Origin of the sequence: Streptomyces sp. NPDC001787, from assembly GCF_040297465.1 — a bacterium.
In the GTDB taxonomy this organism is placed as follows: domain Bacteria; phylum Actinomycetota; class Actinomycetes; order Streptomycetales; family Streptomycetaceae; genus Streptomyces.
Window position 1 is genome coordinate 85,602 of record NZ_JBEOZE010000011.1, and the last position, 15,841, is coordinate 101,442.

Here is a 15,841-nt window from a genome sequence, read left to right on the forward strand (position 1 = left end):
CCGGGCCGGTTTCGGGCCGCCCGTGTCCGGGCCGGAACACGCAGCAGCGCCGCCGGGGGAGCGGCGGCGCTGCTGGTCAGGGGTGTCGCTCGGGCCCGCGGAGGGTTACGGCAGGCCGTGGACGTGCGGGCCGACCGCGTTCGACCAGGCGTTGCCCGCCGTGGCGTCCCAGTTCGTCGACCAGGTCATCGCGCCGCGCAGGGCCGGGTAGGTCCTGGCCGGCTTGAAGGAACCGCAGCTGGTGCCCTTGGTCAGGCAGTCCAGGGCGGCGTTCACGACGGACGGGGCGACATAGCCGCTGCCCGCGCCGCGGGTGGAGGCGGGGGCCCCGAGGCCGACCTGCGAGGCGTCGAGACCGCCCTCCAGCTGGATGCAGGCGAGCGCGGTGAGGAAGTCCACCGAGCCCTGCGAGTAGACCTTGCCGTCGCAGCCCAGCATCGAACCGCTGTTGTAGTACTGCATGTTGACGACGGTCAGGATGTCCTTGATGTTCAGTGCCGTCTTGAAGTACTCACCGGACGTCGACTGCATGTCGATGGTCTGCGGCGCCATCGTGATGACGAGACCGGAGCCCACCTTCGAGGACAGCGAGCGCAGCGCCTTCGTCATGTAGGTGGAGTTGAGGCCGTTCTCCAGGTCGATGTCGACCCCGTTGAAGCCGTACTCCTGGATGAGCGCGTGGACGGAGTTCGCGAAGGCCGTGGCGGAGGCGTCGCTGTTGACCGAGACGGAGCCCTTCTCGCCGCCGACCGAGATGATGACGTTCTTCCCGGCGGCCTGCTTGGCCTTGATGTCGGCCTTGAACTGGTCGACGGTGTAGCCGTTCAGCCCGGCGCTGTCCAGGTTGAAGGTGACGGCACCCGGCGTCGCCGTGGCGTCGGCGAAGGACACCGCGATGATGTCGTAGTTGGCGGGGACGTCACTGAGCTTCTGGACGGCGGCGCCGTTGTTGAAGTTCTGCCAGTAGCCCGTCACCGCGTGCTTCGGCACCGAGGTCCCCGGGCCGGGCCCGGTGTTCTCCTTCGCCGTACGGGCGCTGACCGCGGCGGACTTGACCGACTCGCCTGCCTCGTTGGTGGCGCTCACCGAGAACTGGTACGCGGTGTCGGCGGCCAGGCCGCTCACCGTGGCCGAGGTCCCGGTGACCGCGGTGGCCCTGGCGCCGTCCTTGTAGACGGTGTAACCGGTGGCGCCGGAGACGGCGTTCCAGGAGAGGGCCACCGAGGACGTCGTCGTCGTACCGGCGGCGAGACCGGCGGGCGCGCCGGGGATCGACGGGCCGGGGCCGTTGCCGCCGCCGTCGGGGCCGGTCACCGAGATGTCGTCGACGAGGTAGGACGCCTGGCCGTACCAGCCGTGGGTGTACACGGTGACCGAGGTGGTGGAGGCGCCGGTCTTGAAGCTGGTGGAGAGCTGGGTCCAGGCCGTGGAGCCCGGCGACCAGGTGGCGACGTCCGTGGTGCCGGTGCCGCTCGCGCCGAGGTAGGCGTAACCGCCCTGGACCCAGGAGCTGAGCGTGTACGTCGAGTTGGGCTTCACGGCCACGGTCTGCGCGCACCTGGCGTTGTCCTGGCCGGCCGGGGTGGCCCTGAGCGCCGAAGTACCGCTGCGCACGGGGGAGGAGACGGCGGCGCCGCTGCCTCCGGAACAGGTCCAGTTGGCGAGTCCGGACTCGAACCCGGCGTTCTTGGCGACGTTGACGTCGGCCGCCTGGGCGCTGCTGACGAGACCGGTGACGGTCAGGGCTCCGGCCGCGACGACGGCCATGGCACCGCCGAGGACGGGCCGGACGTGACGCATTCTGCGCCTGCTGCCTGCGGAGCGTTCCACTGTTGCCTCCGGGGGAGTTGGGGGGTGCGTGACGGGGATACCGGCGGGGTCGTACGGGGGGTCGTGCAGGGGGTGCGGGACGTGCCGGACGTACGCAGAGGTGTACGGGGGATGTGGAGCCGAAGAACGGTGGCCACCGCTGGCGGATAAACTGGTCCAGACCAATCAAGTTGTCAAGACCTCTGGCAGTGATGGGTGCCCCGGACGGGTGTTCGACGCCTCCTCCGGAAGGGCCCCGGAGGGCCCTCCGGCAGCCGTTTCTTTACGGGAAGATGTCGCCGCGGCCACCTTGTGGTCCCCTGGTGGGTGACTTCGCGCGAGATCTTCGGACCGTGACGAAGGCGCGCCGTCGAAATGAACCAGAACGACCCCGGGACCTTTCTGACGTGCGCGGATGAATTGACGGACCGTCGGCCACGGCGGTGCTCCGTAACACTCCGCAGTGGTACAGGAGTTAACCAGTCTCGATTTCGTCCTATTTAGTACCCGGGCGCCGTCGAGGCGGTGTTCGCATGTTGTCGTATCGGTCCCCGATAAGTGTTCTCTGCCTGGTGAGACGTGGCTAAAGTGCTGGAGCAGGAGCACCGGGCAGGAGCGAATGCGGCCGACGTCACCGCGACGGCCGGAGCTGAACGGGGAAGAGCGTGCCGACCGCAATAGCAGTGACAAGCGCAGATCTGGTGCTGCCGCCCACCGATCAGCAGACACCGACCGCGGCCCTGCTCCAGGCTCCCGAGGCCCAGACCATGGAACACGCCATCGGTGACATGCACCTGCTGCTGGAGCAGCACGGGTATGTGATCGCGGTGTATCCGTCCAGCATCCAGCCGGCCCACGAACGAAGGCTGTTCGGCATCCGCTCCGTCCTGGAGAGCGACCGGATCGCGCTGGTCAAGGTGGACCTGCCGCCGCTCGGCGTCGCCGTGCTGGTGCGTCAGCTGCGTCAGCTGTCACTGAGCGACTTCAGTCCCGGGGTGGTCGCCTCCGCCGCCCGGCTGCTGTCGCACTACATCTACGCGGGCGCGCTGCTGCACTCGGTGGCCAAGCTGGACCGGGTGGCCGTCAGCCTGAAGAGCCATGCGAAGTCCTGGGTGCCCGGCTCCCAGTTCGCCGTGCTCGCCGGCCCCGAGTCACAGCTCATCAAGGTCGGACCCGCGGCGGAACCGCTGACCGGACCGGAATTCGGCACGCATCTTTTGGTGGCCAAGGGGCAGTCGCAGTCCGACTGGGTGCAGGAGACCCTGGCTCCCGCCTGGAAGGTCCAGGCCATTCATGACGCGACCCTGCCCGGCGAGTCCTCCCGCTGGTGGGGTACGGGGAAGCTGGTGGAGTTCGCCGCCTTCCTCCCGGACATCTCCGTCCTGTATCAACTGGTGTCCTCCGTACGGAGGGAAAAGTGCCACTGGTGCGAAATGGAACTCATCGGAGACCGCTGCGGATTCTGTTCCTCCCCGCTCGCGTCCGCCGAGAACCGCTCGTACGCCACAGGTGTCCTGCATCAAGAGGTGAACGCGTCAGCCGCCTCCTAGAGCCGCCGGGCGCCCCGCGCCACTGAGTACCGGGCCGCACCGCCCGGACAACTGGACATCCAGCACCAACGCGCACAAGCCGCACGACCGAGCAGCATCCGTACCACCGGGCACCGACCGGCTCAACCGCACAACTCCCGCTCCACCACCCGCATGTGCACCACCCGACCAAGCACTCCCGCTCCTCCCGCTCCGAGCGCCCCCTCCAGCGCTCACCACTCTCAGCGCCGTCCCGTCCAGCAGCGTCACAGCCATCTCCGCGAACCCCGCACTTCGCACGCCGAACCATCGCACTACGCGCGTTGTGCTCCTGCTTTACCGCACTTCGCGCCCCGTACGTCGTACTCCGCGCATCCCTCTCTGTCCGCTGCCCCACGCATCCGAATCGAACGAGGTTGTCCGGCCCATGAACTCCCGCCAGCGCCGCGGCGTGATACTCCTGCTCCTGTCGGTCCTGTGTGCCTTCGGTGCCTTCGCCGGTGTGCTCTCGGTGATCAGCGATGTGAACTCGAAGGTCGGTCCCGAGGTGACCGCATATCAGCTGAAAGCCGACGTGGCCCCCTACACGGCCCTGAACGACGGTCAGTTCGAGAAGATCAAGATGCCCAAGCGCTGGCTCTCGGAGAACGCCGTGACCAACCTGCGGGAAGTCGAATCGAAGATCGCCGTCACCCAGCTCCGCAAGGGCTCGCTGCTCCAGTCGGACATGATGGCCCGCAAGCCCGAACTCCGCGCCGGTGAGCAGGAGATCGCCATCATGATCGACGCGGCGACCGGTGTCGCGGGCAAGATCACGCCCGGCGCCACGGTCAACATCTACGCCACGTTCTCCGGTGAGCAGCAGGACGACGTCTCCCAGTCCAAGGTCATCGTCTCCAACGCCAAGGTGCTGGACGTGGGCAAGCTGACCGCCCTGGAGCCCCGCGGGGACCAGCGGAGCACCCAGAGCACCGAGGCCGTGCCGATCACCTTCGCCCTGAACACGCTGGACACCCAGCGTGTGGCGTACGCCGAGTCCTTCGCGGAGCACGTACGGCTCGCCCTCGTCGCGCCCGGCAGTGACGGCACCATCCGCCCGGGGGACCGCACCTACACGCTCGACAAGGACAAGTGAGGATGGGATGACCACCAGAATCCTCCCGGCCGTCGGTGACCTCGACGCGGCCAGATCGGTCACCACTCTGCTCAGCCAGCTCCCCGACGCGGAGCCGGCCGCGCCGGTCAGCGACTCGACGCAGCTGATCGACACCCTGGCCCGCCTGGCGGGCGAGTCCCTCGACGAGCTGCCCGAGGTCGTGCTGGTCCACGAGCGGATCGGCCCGGTACCGGCCCTGGAGCTCATCCGGGAGGTGTCGATGCGGTTCCCGTCCGTCGGGGTCGTCCTGATCACCGCGGATGCCAATCCCGCGCTGTTCGCCGACGCCATGGACTCCGGCGCCCGCGGGATCGTCACGCTGCCGCTGAGCTACGAGGAGCTGGCCAACCGGGTCCAGGCCGCGTCCCAGTGGTCGGCCGGTGTCCGCCGCCACCTCACCGCGAACAACGAGGTGTTCACCGGTCCCGGCGGCATGGTCCTCACCGTCACCGGCGCCAAGGGCGGCGTGGGCGCCACCGTCGCCGCGATCCAGCTCGCCCTGGCCGCCCAGGCGTCCGGGAACACCGTGGCCCTGGTCGACATGGACCTCCAGACCGGCGACATCGCCTCGTACCTCGATGTGCAGTTCCGGCGCTCCCTGGTCGACCTGGCGCTCATCACGGAGATCTCCCCGCGGGTGCTGGCAGACGCGGTGTTCTCCCACTCGACCGGCCTGGCCCTGCTGCTGGCACCGGGCGAGGGCGAACGGGGCGAGGAGGTCAGCGACCGGTCCGCACGCCAGATCGTCAGCGCGCTGCGCACCCGCTACGAGATCGTGGTGATCGACTGCGGCGGCCAGATGAACGGGGCCAACGCGGCGGCCATCGAGATGGCGGACGTGGCCCTGCTGGTGACCACCCCGGACGTCATCGCGGTGCGCGGGGCGAAGCGCATCGTACGGATGTGGGAACGGCTCCAGATCCGCAAGGCGGAGGAGACGATCACGCTCGTCAACCGCTTCACCCGCAACACCGAGATCCAGCCGCCCCTGATCCAGAAGATCACCGGAACCCAGGTGGCGAACGCGGCGGTGCCCGCGAACTTCAAGGAACTCCAGGCCTCGGTGGACGCCGGGCGCCTGCACGAACTGGATGCCAAGAGCACCGTCAAGCAAGCGCTCTGGGGACTGGCCGGAGAACTGGGCATCGTCAAGGTCAGTGCGAGCAAGAAGAAGAGCGGTGGCACATTCAAAAACGACCGGGGCTCGATCGGACGTCCGCGCCGACGGCGCGACGGCGACGAACGGGACCACGGGAAGACCGAGGGGACACGTTGACCGATGACTACCAACCGGGCACCGGACACCGAGATACGGGGGAGGCGTGACGCCCGCGGCTCCCGGGGCCGGCCCACACACTCCCCGGAGGGGCTCACACCCGCACGGAGCGGCCTGAGGCGCACCGCCGCCCGCGGTTTCCGCGGGCACGGCAGTCCCGTACGAGGCCGCTTCGTGCGGGGTCGTTACGTGCGGGGCCGTGACCGCGACCGCGGGCAGACCGCGATCGAGTTCCTGGGGATGACCCCGTTCATCATCCTGATCATGCTCGTGCTCTGGGAGTGCGCGCTGATCGGCTACACCTGGAGCCTCGCGGGCAACGCGGCGGACGTGGGCGCGCGAAAGGGCAGCGGCGCGGAGTACGCACAGAGCCGGGCCTGCAAGAAGGGTGCGAAGGAGCACCTGCCGGACGCCTGGCGCGACGGTGTCAAGATCACCTGCAAGTCCAGCCGTGAGCTGTACAAGGCCGATGTGAAGCTCAAGGTCCCTGTCCTGGTCCCGGGTCTCTTCGACCTGGACGTGAAGATCACGGGCCATGCCGGCTCGCCGCTGGAGGGCTGAGTGATGACCGTAACCGCACGTGTGAAGCGCTCCGGCGGCAAGAGCGCCGACGGCCGCCGTCCAGCCTCCCGCCGCGGCGACCGCGGCCAGGTCGCCATCGAGTATCTGGGCTTCCTCCCGCTGCTCATCCTGGTCGCCCTCCTCGCCATCCAGGCCGGCCTCGCCGCGTACACGGCCGCTCAGGCGGGTACGGCGGCCCGTGCGGCCGCCAGGACGGCGACCCAGGACTTCCCCTCGGGCAACCCCCGTACCGCGGCCCGGGACTCGATGAGCAAGTGGCTCGCGAACGACGGCTTCCGGTACCGCCAGGACGACGATGGGGGCGAGGTAGAGGTCACCATCGAGATCAAGGTCCCCAACGTGGTTCCGGGCATGGACGGCAAGTGGGGCAAGTGGGGCAAGGCCGAGCGGAGTTCCACCATGCCTCGGCAATAGTGCCCACGAGCCGGTCCAACCACCGGCCCGCCCCCGAGGGAACGACCGTCTGCGGGACCGACCACCCGCAGGTTCGACCGGACAGTGAGACCGAGGAGTTACGCACATGAGCCTGCGGGCACGCATGACCGCCCCGGAGGAGCACGGCGGGGCACGGGAGGACGGCTACATGGTGGCCACCTACCGTGCCAAGCTGCTGGAGGAGATCGACCTCGCGGAGATGTCCTCGCTGGCCGCCGCCGAGCGGCGGGCCCGCCTGGAACGCGTCCTCGGGCACATCATCAGCCGCGAGGGTCCGGTCCTCTCGACCATCGAGCGCTCGCAGCTGATCCGCCGCGTGGTCGACGAGGCCCTCGGACTCGGCATCCTGGAACCGCTCCTGGAGGACGCCTCCATCACCGAGATCATGGTGAACGGGCCGGACCAGATCTTCGTCGAGCGCAGCGGCAAGGTCGAGCAGCTCCCGATGCGCTTCGGCTCGCACGAACAGCTGATGCAGACGATCGAGCGCATCGTGTCGACCGTCAACCGCCGTGTGGACGAGTCGAACCCGATGGTCGACGCGCGTCTGCCCAGCGGTGAACGTGTCAACGTGATCATCCCGCCGCTGTCCCTGACCGGCGCGACCCTCACCATCCGCCGGTTCCCGCGGTCCTTCACCCTTCAGGAGATGATCGGCTTCGGCTCGCTGGACGAGCAGATGCTGATCCTGCTCGCCGGTCTCGTCCAGGCCAAGCTCAACATCATCGTCTCCGGCGCCACCGGCACCGGGAAGACGACGCTCCTCAACGCCCTGTCCGGGCTGATCCCGAACAGCGAACGCATCGTCACGATCGAGGACTCCGCCGAACTCCAGCTCCAGCAGAGCCATGTGATCCGGCTGGAGTCCCGGCCGGCGAACGTGGAGGGCAAGGGCCAGATCACCATCCGCGACCTGGTCCGCAACTCCCTGCGTATGCGTCCCGACCGCATCGTCGTCGGTGAGGTCCGTGGCGGCGAATCGCTTGACATGCTCCAGGCGATGTCCACCGGTCACGACGGGTCGCTCGCCACCGTCCACGCCAACAACGCCGAGGACGCGCTGATGCGTCTGCAGACCCTGGCCTCCATGTCGGAGATCAAGATCCCGTTCGAGGCGCTGCACGACCAGATCAACAGCGCCGTCGACGTCATCGTCCAGTTGACCCGGCACGCGGACGGATCACGAAGAGTCACCGAGATCGCGGCGCTGGACTCGCACGGCAGGGACCCGTACCGCATCGTCACCGTGGCCAAGTTCAACGCCCGGCCGATGGACTCCGACGGCCGGATTCACGGGGAGTTCGAGTACCTCCCCCTGCCCCGCCGGATCGCCGACCGCCTCTACATGGCCAGCCAGCCCATCCCGCAGGCGTTCGGGGTCGCCGCATCCGCCGAACAGCTCGCCACCCGAGAGGCCAACTAGGTACCGAGCCATGGATAATGTGAATCTCCCCCTGATCACGATCGGCGTCACGCTGCTGTGCGGCGTGCTCGGCGTCATGGGCCTGCACGCCTACTCGGGCGGCAAGGCGGACCGCGACACGCTGGTCGACCGGCTCTCCCACGTCGGCCATCTGCCCGAGACGGGCCGACGCCGCCGGTTCCGCACCCTGGACCGCAAGCTGCGCAACACCGGCCTGGGCAAGAAGCTGGAGCTGAAACTCGCCGCGACCGGCATGGAACTCACCCCGGGCGAGTTCTTGGTGTACGCGCTCCTGGCGATGGCCGGGCTGTGGATGATCGCCTCCTCGATACTTGCCGCCTTCTTCGGCCCGGTGGCCGCTCTCATCGGTCTCTGGGGCACCAACGCGTTCCTGAACTGGCAGCGGGTCAAGCGCACCGAACGTTTCATCAACCAGCTCCCCGAGCTGTCCCGCATCCTCGCCAACGCCACCCAGGCCGGCTTGGCCTTGCGGACCGCCCTGTCCATGGCGGCGGACGAGCTGGAGAACCCGGCCGGTGAGGAGCTGGCACGTGTCGCCCGCCGCCTCGCCGTCGGTGAGTCCCTGGAGGACGCGCTCAGCGAGGTGACCGACCGGTTGCCCTCACGCGAACTCGTCGTCCTCGTCACCACGCTGGTCCTGTCCAACCGGGCCGGCGGTACGGTCGTCAGCTCCCTGCGCAACCTCACCGAGACGCTGGAGGAGCGCAAGGAGACCCGGCGCGAGGTCAAGACCCAGCTGTCCCAGGTCACGGTCACCGCCTACGCCGTACCCGGCTTCGGCATCGGCGCCATGCTCCTGATGAACGCCGTGATGCCCGGCGCCCTCGACCGGATGACCGGCGCCCTCATCGGCCAGATCGCCGTCGTGGTCTCCATCGTCCTGTACGCGATCGGATTCATCGTGATCCGCCGTCTGTCCCGCATCGACGTCTGACGGCCTGGGAGAAGAAGCAGACATGGACATGTTGCTCGCGATCGTCGTCGGACTCGCGGTGTACGGAGCCATCCACGGCATCCGGATGTACCGGGCCGATGCCAAACTGCCCGGCGACCTCGCCATCGCCCTGGAGTCCGGCGCCACCCGCACCAGCGCGGTGGGCTCCGGCATCGACCGGCTCGGCATCCGCTGGGCCCCCATGGTGCTCCGGATGATGGGGGCCAAGGCCGTCACCAAGAAGCGTCGTCAGATCGACCTGGCCGGCAACCCCGGCGGCCTCACCATCGACCGGTACGCCGCCCGGCGCGCCGTCTACGGGGCCCTCGGCGGCCTCGGCGCGTTCGCGATGCTCCTGCAGGGACAGCTCTTCCTCGCGCTCGTCATGATCGCCTTCGGACTCTTCTGGGTGGAGGCCGGTATCTGGTCCGCCATCCGGGTCCGCCGGGAGCACATCGAGCGCACCCTCCCGGACTTCCTCGACGTCCTCGCCGTCGTCGTCTCCGCGGGCCTCGGCTTCCGCCAGGCGCTCGCCCGTGTCGCCGAGAAGTACGAAGGCCCCTGGGCCGACGAACTGCGCATCACGCTGCGCCAGATGGACATGGGCGTCAGCCGCAGGCAGGCCTTCGAGGAGCTGCGCAGGCGCAACGACTCGGAACAGGTCGCGATGTTCGTCACCACGCTCCAGCAGGGTGAGGAGCTCGGAGCCCCGATCGTCGAGACGCTGATCCAGATCGCCAACGACATGCGCCGCACCGACGCCCAGAACGCCCGCCGGAAGGCGGCGAAGGCGGTACCGAAGGCGACCTTCGCCGTCACCTCGTTCCTCCTGCCCGGCACGCTCGTCCTGCTGACCGTCGGCTTCGTCTACGGAGCCAACGTCGACCTCGGCTTCATGTCGGGCGGCTGACGATGACCGACGACGGCGACCACGGGGACAGACGGGAGGTGGCAGGCCCATGACGTTTCAGCTCAGCGGTGTCCATAACGGACTCACCGCGGACATGTCCGTGGCCACCACCGACCCGCAGTCGCGCCCCGCGCTCGCCATCCAGGTCAACGCCCTCCAGGCGATGTGCCGGCAGGTCTTCGGCTTCCGGCTGGCGATGATCGCCATAGCCACCCCGTTCGCCATCAGCCACACCGCCCGCGGCCTCGCCACCTGGTTCATCGGGGCGGCGATCCTGATCACGTTCATGGGCAGCTATGTCCTGTTCCGCGACTGGGAGCGCTTCGGCCCGCGCCTGCTGCGCCACCCCTGGATGCTCGGCATCGATGTGTTCCTGGGCGCGCTCCTGCTGATCACCGCCACTCCCGAGTCCACGCTCGCGTACGTCACCGTCTGCACCCCGCTCCTCGCCGGCCTCGTCTACGGCTGGCGGGGAGCCGCCGTGTTCGCCGCAGTCCAGGTCGTCATCGTCTTCGGCGTCTACAACACCGTCCCCAAGCTCGAAGCCGGCGACGCGACCAACCTGCTGCTCCCCGGCTTCTGTGTGATCGCCGGTGCCGTCGGGGTGACCCTGCGCAATCTGCTCCTGCGCTTCGGGACCGCCAGCCAGGCCCTCACCGAGACCCGCGCCCGCCTCGCCGTGAGCGAGGCCGTGGAAGGCGAACGCACCCGGCTCGCCCGTGAGATGCACGACTCCGTCGCCAAGACCCTGCACGGTCTGGCCCTGGCCGCCGACGGCCTCGCCGCGTCCGCCGACCGGATGGACCCGCCCACCGTCAGGCAGCAGGCCGAACTCGTCGCCCGCGCCGCCCGCCGCGCCGCCGCCGAGTCCCGCGAACTGCTCACCGACCTCCGCCGCGAGTCGGGCCTGGACGGCGGGGTGGACGTGGTCGGTGAACTCCAGGCCCGCGCTGCCGACTTCAGTGTCCGACACGGTCTCACCGCGACCTTCCGCCGGCTCCAGGAGAACATCCCCGTACCGCCCGTCCCGCAGGCGGTCGCCCGGCAGCTGCTCACGGTCGCCTCCGAGGCCATGGAGAACGCCCACCGGCACGCGGGCCCCAGCTATCTCATCGTCCTCGCCGGAGTGAAGGGCGACGTCCTGCGCGTCAGCGTCTACGACGACGGGCGCGGCCTGCCCGCGGGCACCACCCTCGACACCCTCAGACGGGCGGGACACTTCGGTCTCGTCGGCATGGTCGAACGCGCCGCATCCATCGGCGCTCGTATCCGGATCGGCAAGGGAGACGCCGCCCAGGGCACCGAAGTGCGCCTGGAAATACCCCTCGCCGCTCTTGGCACCACCTCCACCGCCCCTTCATCCGCCCCCCACCCGTAGCTCCTGAGAGGAGGTCGCAGAATGCCGGACGACGTCCCCCGCGCGTCGAGTCAGAACTGGGTGGCGCAGCACCACGCCGCCCCGCCCGCCTCGCCGCACATCGCAACGCACAGCCCGGAACCCAGCTCCTCCGGGTTCCCCGTCCCCCAGCGGACCGCGGCACCCGAGGCCCTGCCCACCCCCTTCCCGGCCGCACCCGGCCACCAGTCACCCGGCCGGCTCCGGGTGGTGGTCGCCGACGACAACCCCGTGGTCCGGGCCGGTCTGGGCGTACTGCTCTCCGGCCGCGCCGACATCCAGGTCGTCGCGGAGGCGGCGGACGGCCGCCAGGCCTACGAGATGGCCCTTCGCCACCGTCCTGACGTCGTGCTGCTGGACGTCCGGATGCCCGGCGTGGACGGCATCTCCGCCCTGCCGCACCTGGTGCGGATCGCCCCCGTGATGATGCTGACCTACAGCCGCGAGAGCGAGATCGTCCACGAGGCCCTGCGCCTGGGCGCGGGCGGCTATCTGGTGCACGGCGAGTTCACGGCCGACCAGCTGGTCCAGGCGGTACGCGACACCACGCAGGGCCGGGCCAATTTCACCGCCACCGCCGCGAACGCCCTGCTCGCCCATATGCGCAACGGGGCGGACCCGGGCCGCGGAGCGCTCCCGGAGGGACTGGGCACCGCCCTGACGACGGGTGTCCCCTATCCGGCCTCCGGACATGAGGAGCAGCCCGGCTTCACACCGTCGCCACCACTCACCATGGCGACGCGACAGGTCCAGGAATCGGAAGGTCTTTCGCAACTGCAACCTGTTGTGGGACAGTCTTCCATGACCAGGGGGTCCGGCGCGGCTCCCAACAGGCAACAACACGGGCTGAGTTCGAGGGAGGTGGAGGTCATGGAGCTGATTGCGTCCGGAATGAGCAACCAGCAGATCGCCGCCACCTGCTTCATCAGCGAGAAGACCGTGAAGAACCACATCAACCGCATCTTCACGAAACTTCACAGCGGCAGCCGCAGCGAGGCGATCGCCCGCTGGCTGGGCACGGCGCCCGCGACGGGATCCGGTCCGCGAAGGGCGGGCGGTCATGGCTGAACGAGGCGGCAACGCGGGGGCCCAGAGCGCGCTTTGGGCCCGGGAATGGGTCCTGGGACCCTCTGGTGAGCGTGGTGCCCCCCTCTATGTTTCTCATGTCGCAAGCGGCACCGGCCAGGAGGAAGCCGGAGCCGGGCGCGACATGCCAGGAACGTGCGAGTCGGCCGGCAAGCGGTCGGCCGAATCAGGAGGGGAACACCATGTCGAACATCACCCTGAAGACCGCCGTGCGCGTCAACGGCTGGGCCAACACCGCCGTCAGCAGCATCCAGAAGCGCTACGCGGCGAAGGACCGGGGTCAGACGGCGTTCGAGTACCTGGGCATCATCCTGGTGGTCGTGGCGATCATCGGTGCGGTCGCGGCCTCGGGCATCGGCGGCAACATCTCGAACCGCATCGACAGCATGGTCTCCGAGATCACCGCTGGCTAATGACTGTCCGGTCTCGTAGCGACCGAGGGCAGGCCTTCCCCATCTACATTGTGATGGTGGCGGGCCTGCTCTTCCTCGTGTTCGCTTTCTTCGCTGTCGGCAAGGCATCGGCCTTGCGCAATGGTTCCCAGGGTGCGGCGGACTCCGCCGCGCTGGCTGCCGCCCAGACCGCTCGTACGGGTTTCGAGGGAGGGTTCATGGCCTCGCTCCCCGGGAAAATGCTGGACACGTTCCTGTCGACGCCCTTCGTCACGCCGTGCGGCGCGGCGCAGAGTTTCGCTTCGCAGAACGATGCGGACGTCATGATGTGCGGCAGTCCCACCATCGTTCCGCGGTTCGACAGGATCACGGTCGAGGTCAAGGGCCGCAAAGCGGTGGACTCGCCGGTCATTCCGGGGACGGAGCGGAAGTTCGCCCACGCCAAAGCCACTGCCGTCATCGAGTTCCGCTGTGACTGGCAGTCCTTCGACTTCAACGACGACGGTGCCCAGGACCTGTACGTCTTCTCGTGCGGCAAGGCCGGGGTCGTTGAGATCGAGCCTTTGGGTGCCCCCAAGGACTGGTCGAAGATCAGCAAGATTCTTTTCGACGTGCGGTTGGTCGACAAGTGACAGCGAACGACGAGTAGAGGGATTCGGATTCCATGAGTATTCGGCGTACCACGAGAAACCGAAGGGCAATGGCGGCTGCCTCCATGGCTGCGGCGCTTGCCCTCGCGCTCACCGGCTGTGGTGGCGACAGCGACGGGAAGGGAGATGCCGGCAGTTCGGCACCTTCCGGCGCCGCCGCTCCTTCGAAGACCGCAGACAGCGACACTGTGGTCCAGGAGGACACGGCTGCTGGTGAGAACGTGGACCCGGATGTGAAGCTCGCCGAGATGCGCGGCCAGGCCGGTGTCACGCTCGTCGTCAATCAGGTACTGCGTGACTCCGGCGGCTTCGTTACCGTGCAGGGCGAGATCAAGAACGAGGGTGACAAGTCCGTCAACCCGGCGGCGTGGGCGGGAGGTGAGACCGCCATCGTGCTGAAGAACATGAACTCGGTGGGCGGTGCCACGCTGGTCGACAAGGTGGGCAAGAAGCGTTACTACGTCCTGCGGGACACGGATGGACGCTGCCTGTGCACCACCAAGATCCGTCCGCTTCTTCCCGGCGCGACGACGCCCGTGTTCATGCAGTTCCCGGCTCCGCCCAGCACGACCACCGAGGTCGATCTGGCGCTGCCGACGTTCGCCACCACCTCTCTGAAGATCTCCGGGTGATGGTGAGCATGGCGAACATCAGGATGATGGGAGTCCCGCTCGCGACCGCGGTGCTTCTGTCGAGTGTGACGTTGTTCGGCGCCGCGCCCGCACTGGCGGATGACGGTCCCAGCGTGCCCCCGGGGACGGAAGCCACCTCCGAGCCGCCGGTCAAGATCGACCCGAACGACCCGGACCTGAAGATGCCCGAGGGGGGCACGCTGGCACCGGGCAAGGTCCTCGACATCATCCAGGTGATCGAGGACATGGGCGGCGAGGAGCGCCGCGAGGACAGCAACGCCAACATCAAGTTCGCGCTCCAGGCCGAAGTCCTCTTCGGCAAGGACAGCGCGAAGCTGAGCCCGGCGGCCAACTCCCGTATCTCCGCCATCGCGGCGGAGATCAAGCAGCAGAACGCGACCAAGGTCCGCGTCTTCGGCTTCACCGACAACCTCGGCTCCTCCGCCCACGGCGACGTGCTCTCCAAGCAGCGTGCCGACGCGGTGCACGGGGTCCTGTCGAAGGAGCTCGGCTCCACGATCACCTTCGAGATCCGTGGATACGGCGAGCAGTACCCGATCGCCAGCAACAGCAACGAAGAGGGCAGGAAGAAGAACCGGCGCGTGGAGGTCTCCTTCCCGCGCGGCACCGCTTCCTGACCTCCTCCGCGAGGCACGCGAGCGACGCAGACGCACGCACGCAGCACGCACAGCGCGCGAAGGGCCCGGCACCGAGGCCCCTGGAACCCCAGGGCCGCGGTGCCGGGCCTTCGCTGTGGGCGCGGGGCTGCCCGAACCCCGAACCCGAATCCCGAACCCCGGACTCGAACCCGCCGTGCGAACCCGAACCCCGGACTCGAACCCGCCGTGCGAACCCGAACCCCGGACCCGAACCCGCCGTGCGAACCCGAACCCCGAACCCGAACCCGAACCCGCCGTGCGAACCGGAACGGCCCGGACGGTGCCTCCCCGCTGCGGGGGAGCGCCGACCGGGCCGGACGGACTACTTGACGGTGATGGACGTGACGAACGCGTCCAGGTCCCCGGCGGTCAGCTGGTCCTTGACCGCGTTGATGCGGATGGCGAACGGCACGCCCTTGGAGTCGACACCGGCCACCACGACACCCGTCATCGGGGTTCCGACGGTCGGGGTGTCCTCCTTGCCGTCGGCGGTGAACTCGTAGTCGATCCTGCGGGCCTCCCGGGCGCCGTCCGCGCCTTCGAGCCGTACGTCCTCGGTGTCCTTGCGGGTGGCGCCGAGGCCGAGCCCCGCGCCCGCGGCGGCCGCCGCCTCGCCGGCCGTGCTGACGCCGGTGGCGAAGTTCAGCTGGACCGAGACCATGCCGGTGCGTATGCCGTCCTCGCTCCGGAGCGCGACGGCGGCGTTGTTCTTGCTGCGCTTGTCCGCCGGCTGCTCGGCGTACCCCTTGTTCTTCGGGTAGCCGACGGACAGGCTCTTGGTGTCCAGCGTGCCCCAGCCCTCCGGGACCGCCGCGGTGTCGTCACTGCCGCAGCCCGTGAGCAGGGCCAGGGCGATGACGGCCGCGGCGGTCGCGCCGAGCGGCCGGGACTTCTTCGGTGTGGATGTGGTCATGGCCGTCATCGGTGCTCGCCTCTTCGTCGTGCGGTCGG

General features: G+C 68.8%; 16 protein-coding genes. 14 read left to right on the forward strand and 2 right to left on the reverse strand.

Features of this window, described 5'->3' with window-relative positions; translation table 11 throughout:
• Positions 1-105: 105 nt before the first annotated feature.
• Positions 106-1,800, reverse strand: a complete 1,695-nt coding sequence (locus tag ABT170_RS17665; protein ID WP_502970531.1) for a chitinase — start codon at positions 1,798-1,800, stop codon at positions 106-108.
• Positions 1,801-2,492: 692 nt separating this feature from the next.
• On the opposite strand from ABT170_RS17665, the gene ABT170_RS17670 reads away from it, so the two are divergent.
• From ABT170_RS17670 to ABT170_RS17735, 14 genes are all read left to right on the forward strand, one after another.
• On the forward strand, positions 2,493-3,359 hold the full coding sequence (locus ABT170_RS17670; RefSeq protein WP_329946343.1) for a hypothetical protein: 867 nt from the start codon (positions 2,493-2,495) through the stop codon (positions 3,357-3,359).
• A gap of 406 nt (positions 3,360-3,765) precedes the next feature.
• Positions 3,766-4,473, forward strand: coding sequence for a Flp pilus assembly protein CpaB (cpaB, locus tag ABT170_RS17675; RefSeq protein WP_329946342.1), 708 nt, complete (start codon positions 3,766-3,768; stop codon positions 4,471-4,473).
• Between the two features lie 7 nt (positions 4,474-4,480).
• Complete coding sequence (locus ABT170_RS17680) at positions 4,481-5,770, forward strand: CpaE/TadZ family protein (protein WP_329946341.1); 1,290 nt, start codon at positions 4,481-4,483, stop codon at positions 5,768-5,770.
• Positions 5,771-5,944: 174 nt separating this feature from the next.
• A complete protein-coding gene (locus ABT170_RS17685) occupies positions 5,945-6,331 on the forward strand; it encodes a TadE/TadG family type IV pilus assembly protein (protein WP_329946340.1) in 387 nt (128 codons plus the stop codon).
• A gap of 3 nt (positions 6,332-6,334) precedes the next feature.
• Entirely contained in the window at positions 6,335-6,766 is a 432-nt protein-coding gene (locus ABT170_RS17690) for a TadE/TadG family type IV pilus assembly protein (RefSeq protein WP_351868305.1), read from the forward strand.
• A gap of 106 nt (positions 6,767-6,872) precedes the next feature.
• Positions 6,873-8,210 carry a TadA family conjugal transfer-associated ATPase gene (locus ABT170_RS17695; RefSeq protein WP_351868307.1) on the forward strand — a complete coding sequence of 446 codons (1,338 nt, stop codon included), beginning with the start codon at positions 6,873-6,875 and terminating at the stop codon, positions 8,208-8,210.
• A gap of 10 nt (positions 8,211-8,220) precedes the next feature.
• Entirely contained in the window at positions 8,221-9,165 is a 945-nt protein-coding gene (locus ABT170_RS17700; RefSeq protein ID WP_351868310.1) for a type II secretion system F family protein, read from the forward strand.
• A 22-nt stretch (positions 9,166-9,187) separates the two neighbouring features.
• Positions 9,188-10,075 carry a DUF5936 domain-containing protein gene (locus ABT170_RS17705; protein WP_351868313.1) on the forward strand — a complete coding sequence of 296 codons (888 nt, stop codon included), beginning with the start codon at positions 9,188-9,190 and terminating at the stop codon, positions 10,073-10,075.
• 49 nt (positions 10,076-10,124) lie between these two features.
• On the forward strand, positions 10,125-11,453 hold the full coding sequence (locus ABT170_RS17710) for a sensor histidine kinase (RefSeq protein ID WP_351868316.1): 1,329 nt from the start codon (positions 10,125-10,127) through the stop codon (positions 11,451-11,453).
• A 21-nt stretch (positions 11,454-11,474) separates the two neighbouring features.
• Positions 11,475-12,539: a response regulator gene (locus ABT170_RS17715; protein WP_351868318.1), complete on the forward strand. Its 1,065-nt coding sequence runs from the start codon at positions 11,475-11,477 to the stop codon at positions 12,537-12,539.
• Positions 12,540-12,739: 200 nt separating this feature from the next.
• The gene (locus ABT170_RS17720; protein ID WP_351868321.1) at positions 12,740-12,970 is read left to right on the forward strand and encodes a Flp family type IVb pilin; all 231 of its coding nucleotides are present in this window, start codon (positions 12,740-12,742) and stop codon (positions 12,968-12,970) included.
• Entirely contained in the window at positions 12,970-13,581 is a 612-nt protein-coding gene (locus ABT170_RS17725; protein WP_351868324.1) for a pilus assembly protein TadG-related protein, read from the forward strand. Before ABT170_RS17720 ends, ABT170_RS17725 begins: the two co-directional genes overlap by 1 nt.
• 32 nt (positions 13,582-13,613) lie before the next feature.
• Positions 13,614-14,231, forward strand: a complete 618-nt coding sequence (locus tag ABT170_RS17730) for a hypothetical protein (RefSeq protein WP_351868328.1) — start codon at positions 13,614-13,616, stop codon at positions 14,229-14,231.
• 8 nt (positions 14,232-14,239) lie between these two features.
• Positions 14,240-14,869, forward strand: coding sequence for an OmpA family protein (locus ABT170_RS17735; RefSeq protein ID WP_351868331.1), 630 nt, complete (start codon positions 14,240-14,242; stop codon positions 14,867-14,869).
• A 343-nt stretch (positions 14,870-15,212) separates the two neighbouring features.
• On the opposite strand, the gene ABT170_RS17740 is transcribed toward ABT170_RS17735, so the two are convergent.
• Positions 15,213-15,803: a hypothetical protein gene (locus ABT170_RS17740; protein WP_351868334.1), complete on the reverse strand. Its 591-nt coding sequence runs from the start codon at positions 15,801-15,803 to the stop codon at positions 15,213-15,215.
• Between the last annotated feature and the right edge of the window lie 38 nt (positions 15,804-15,841).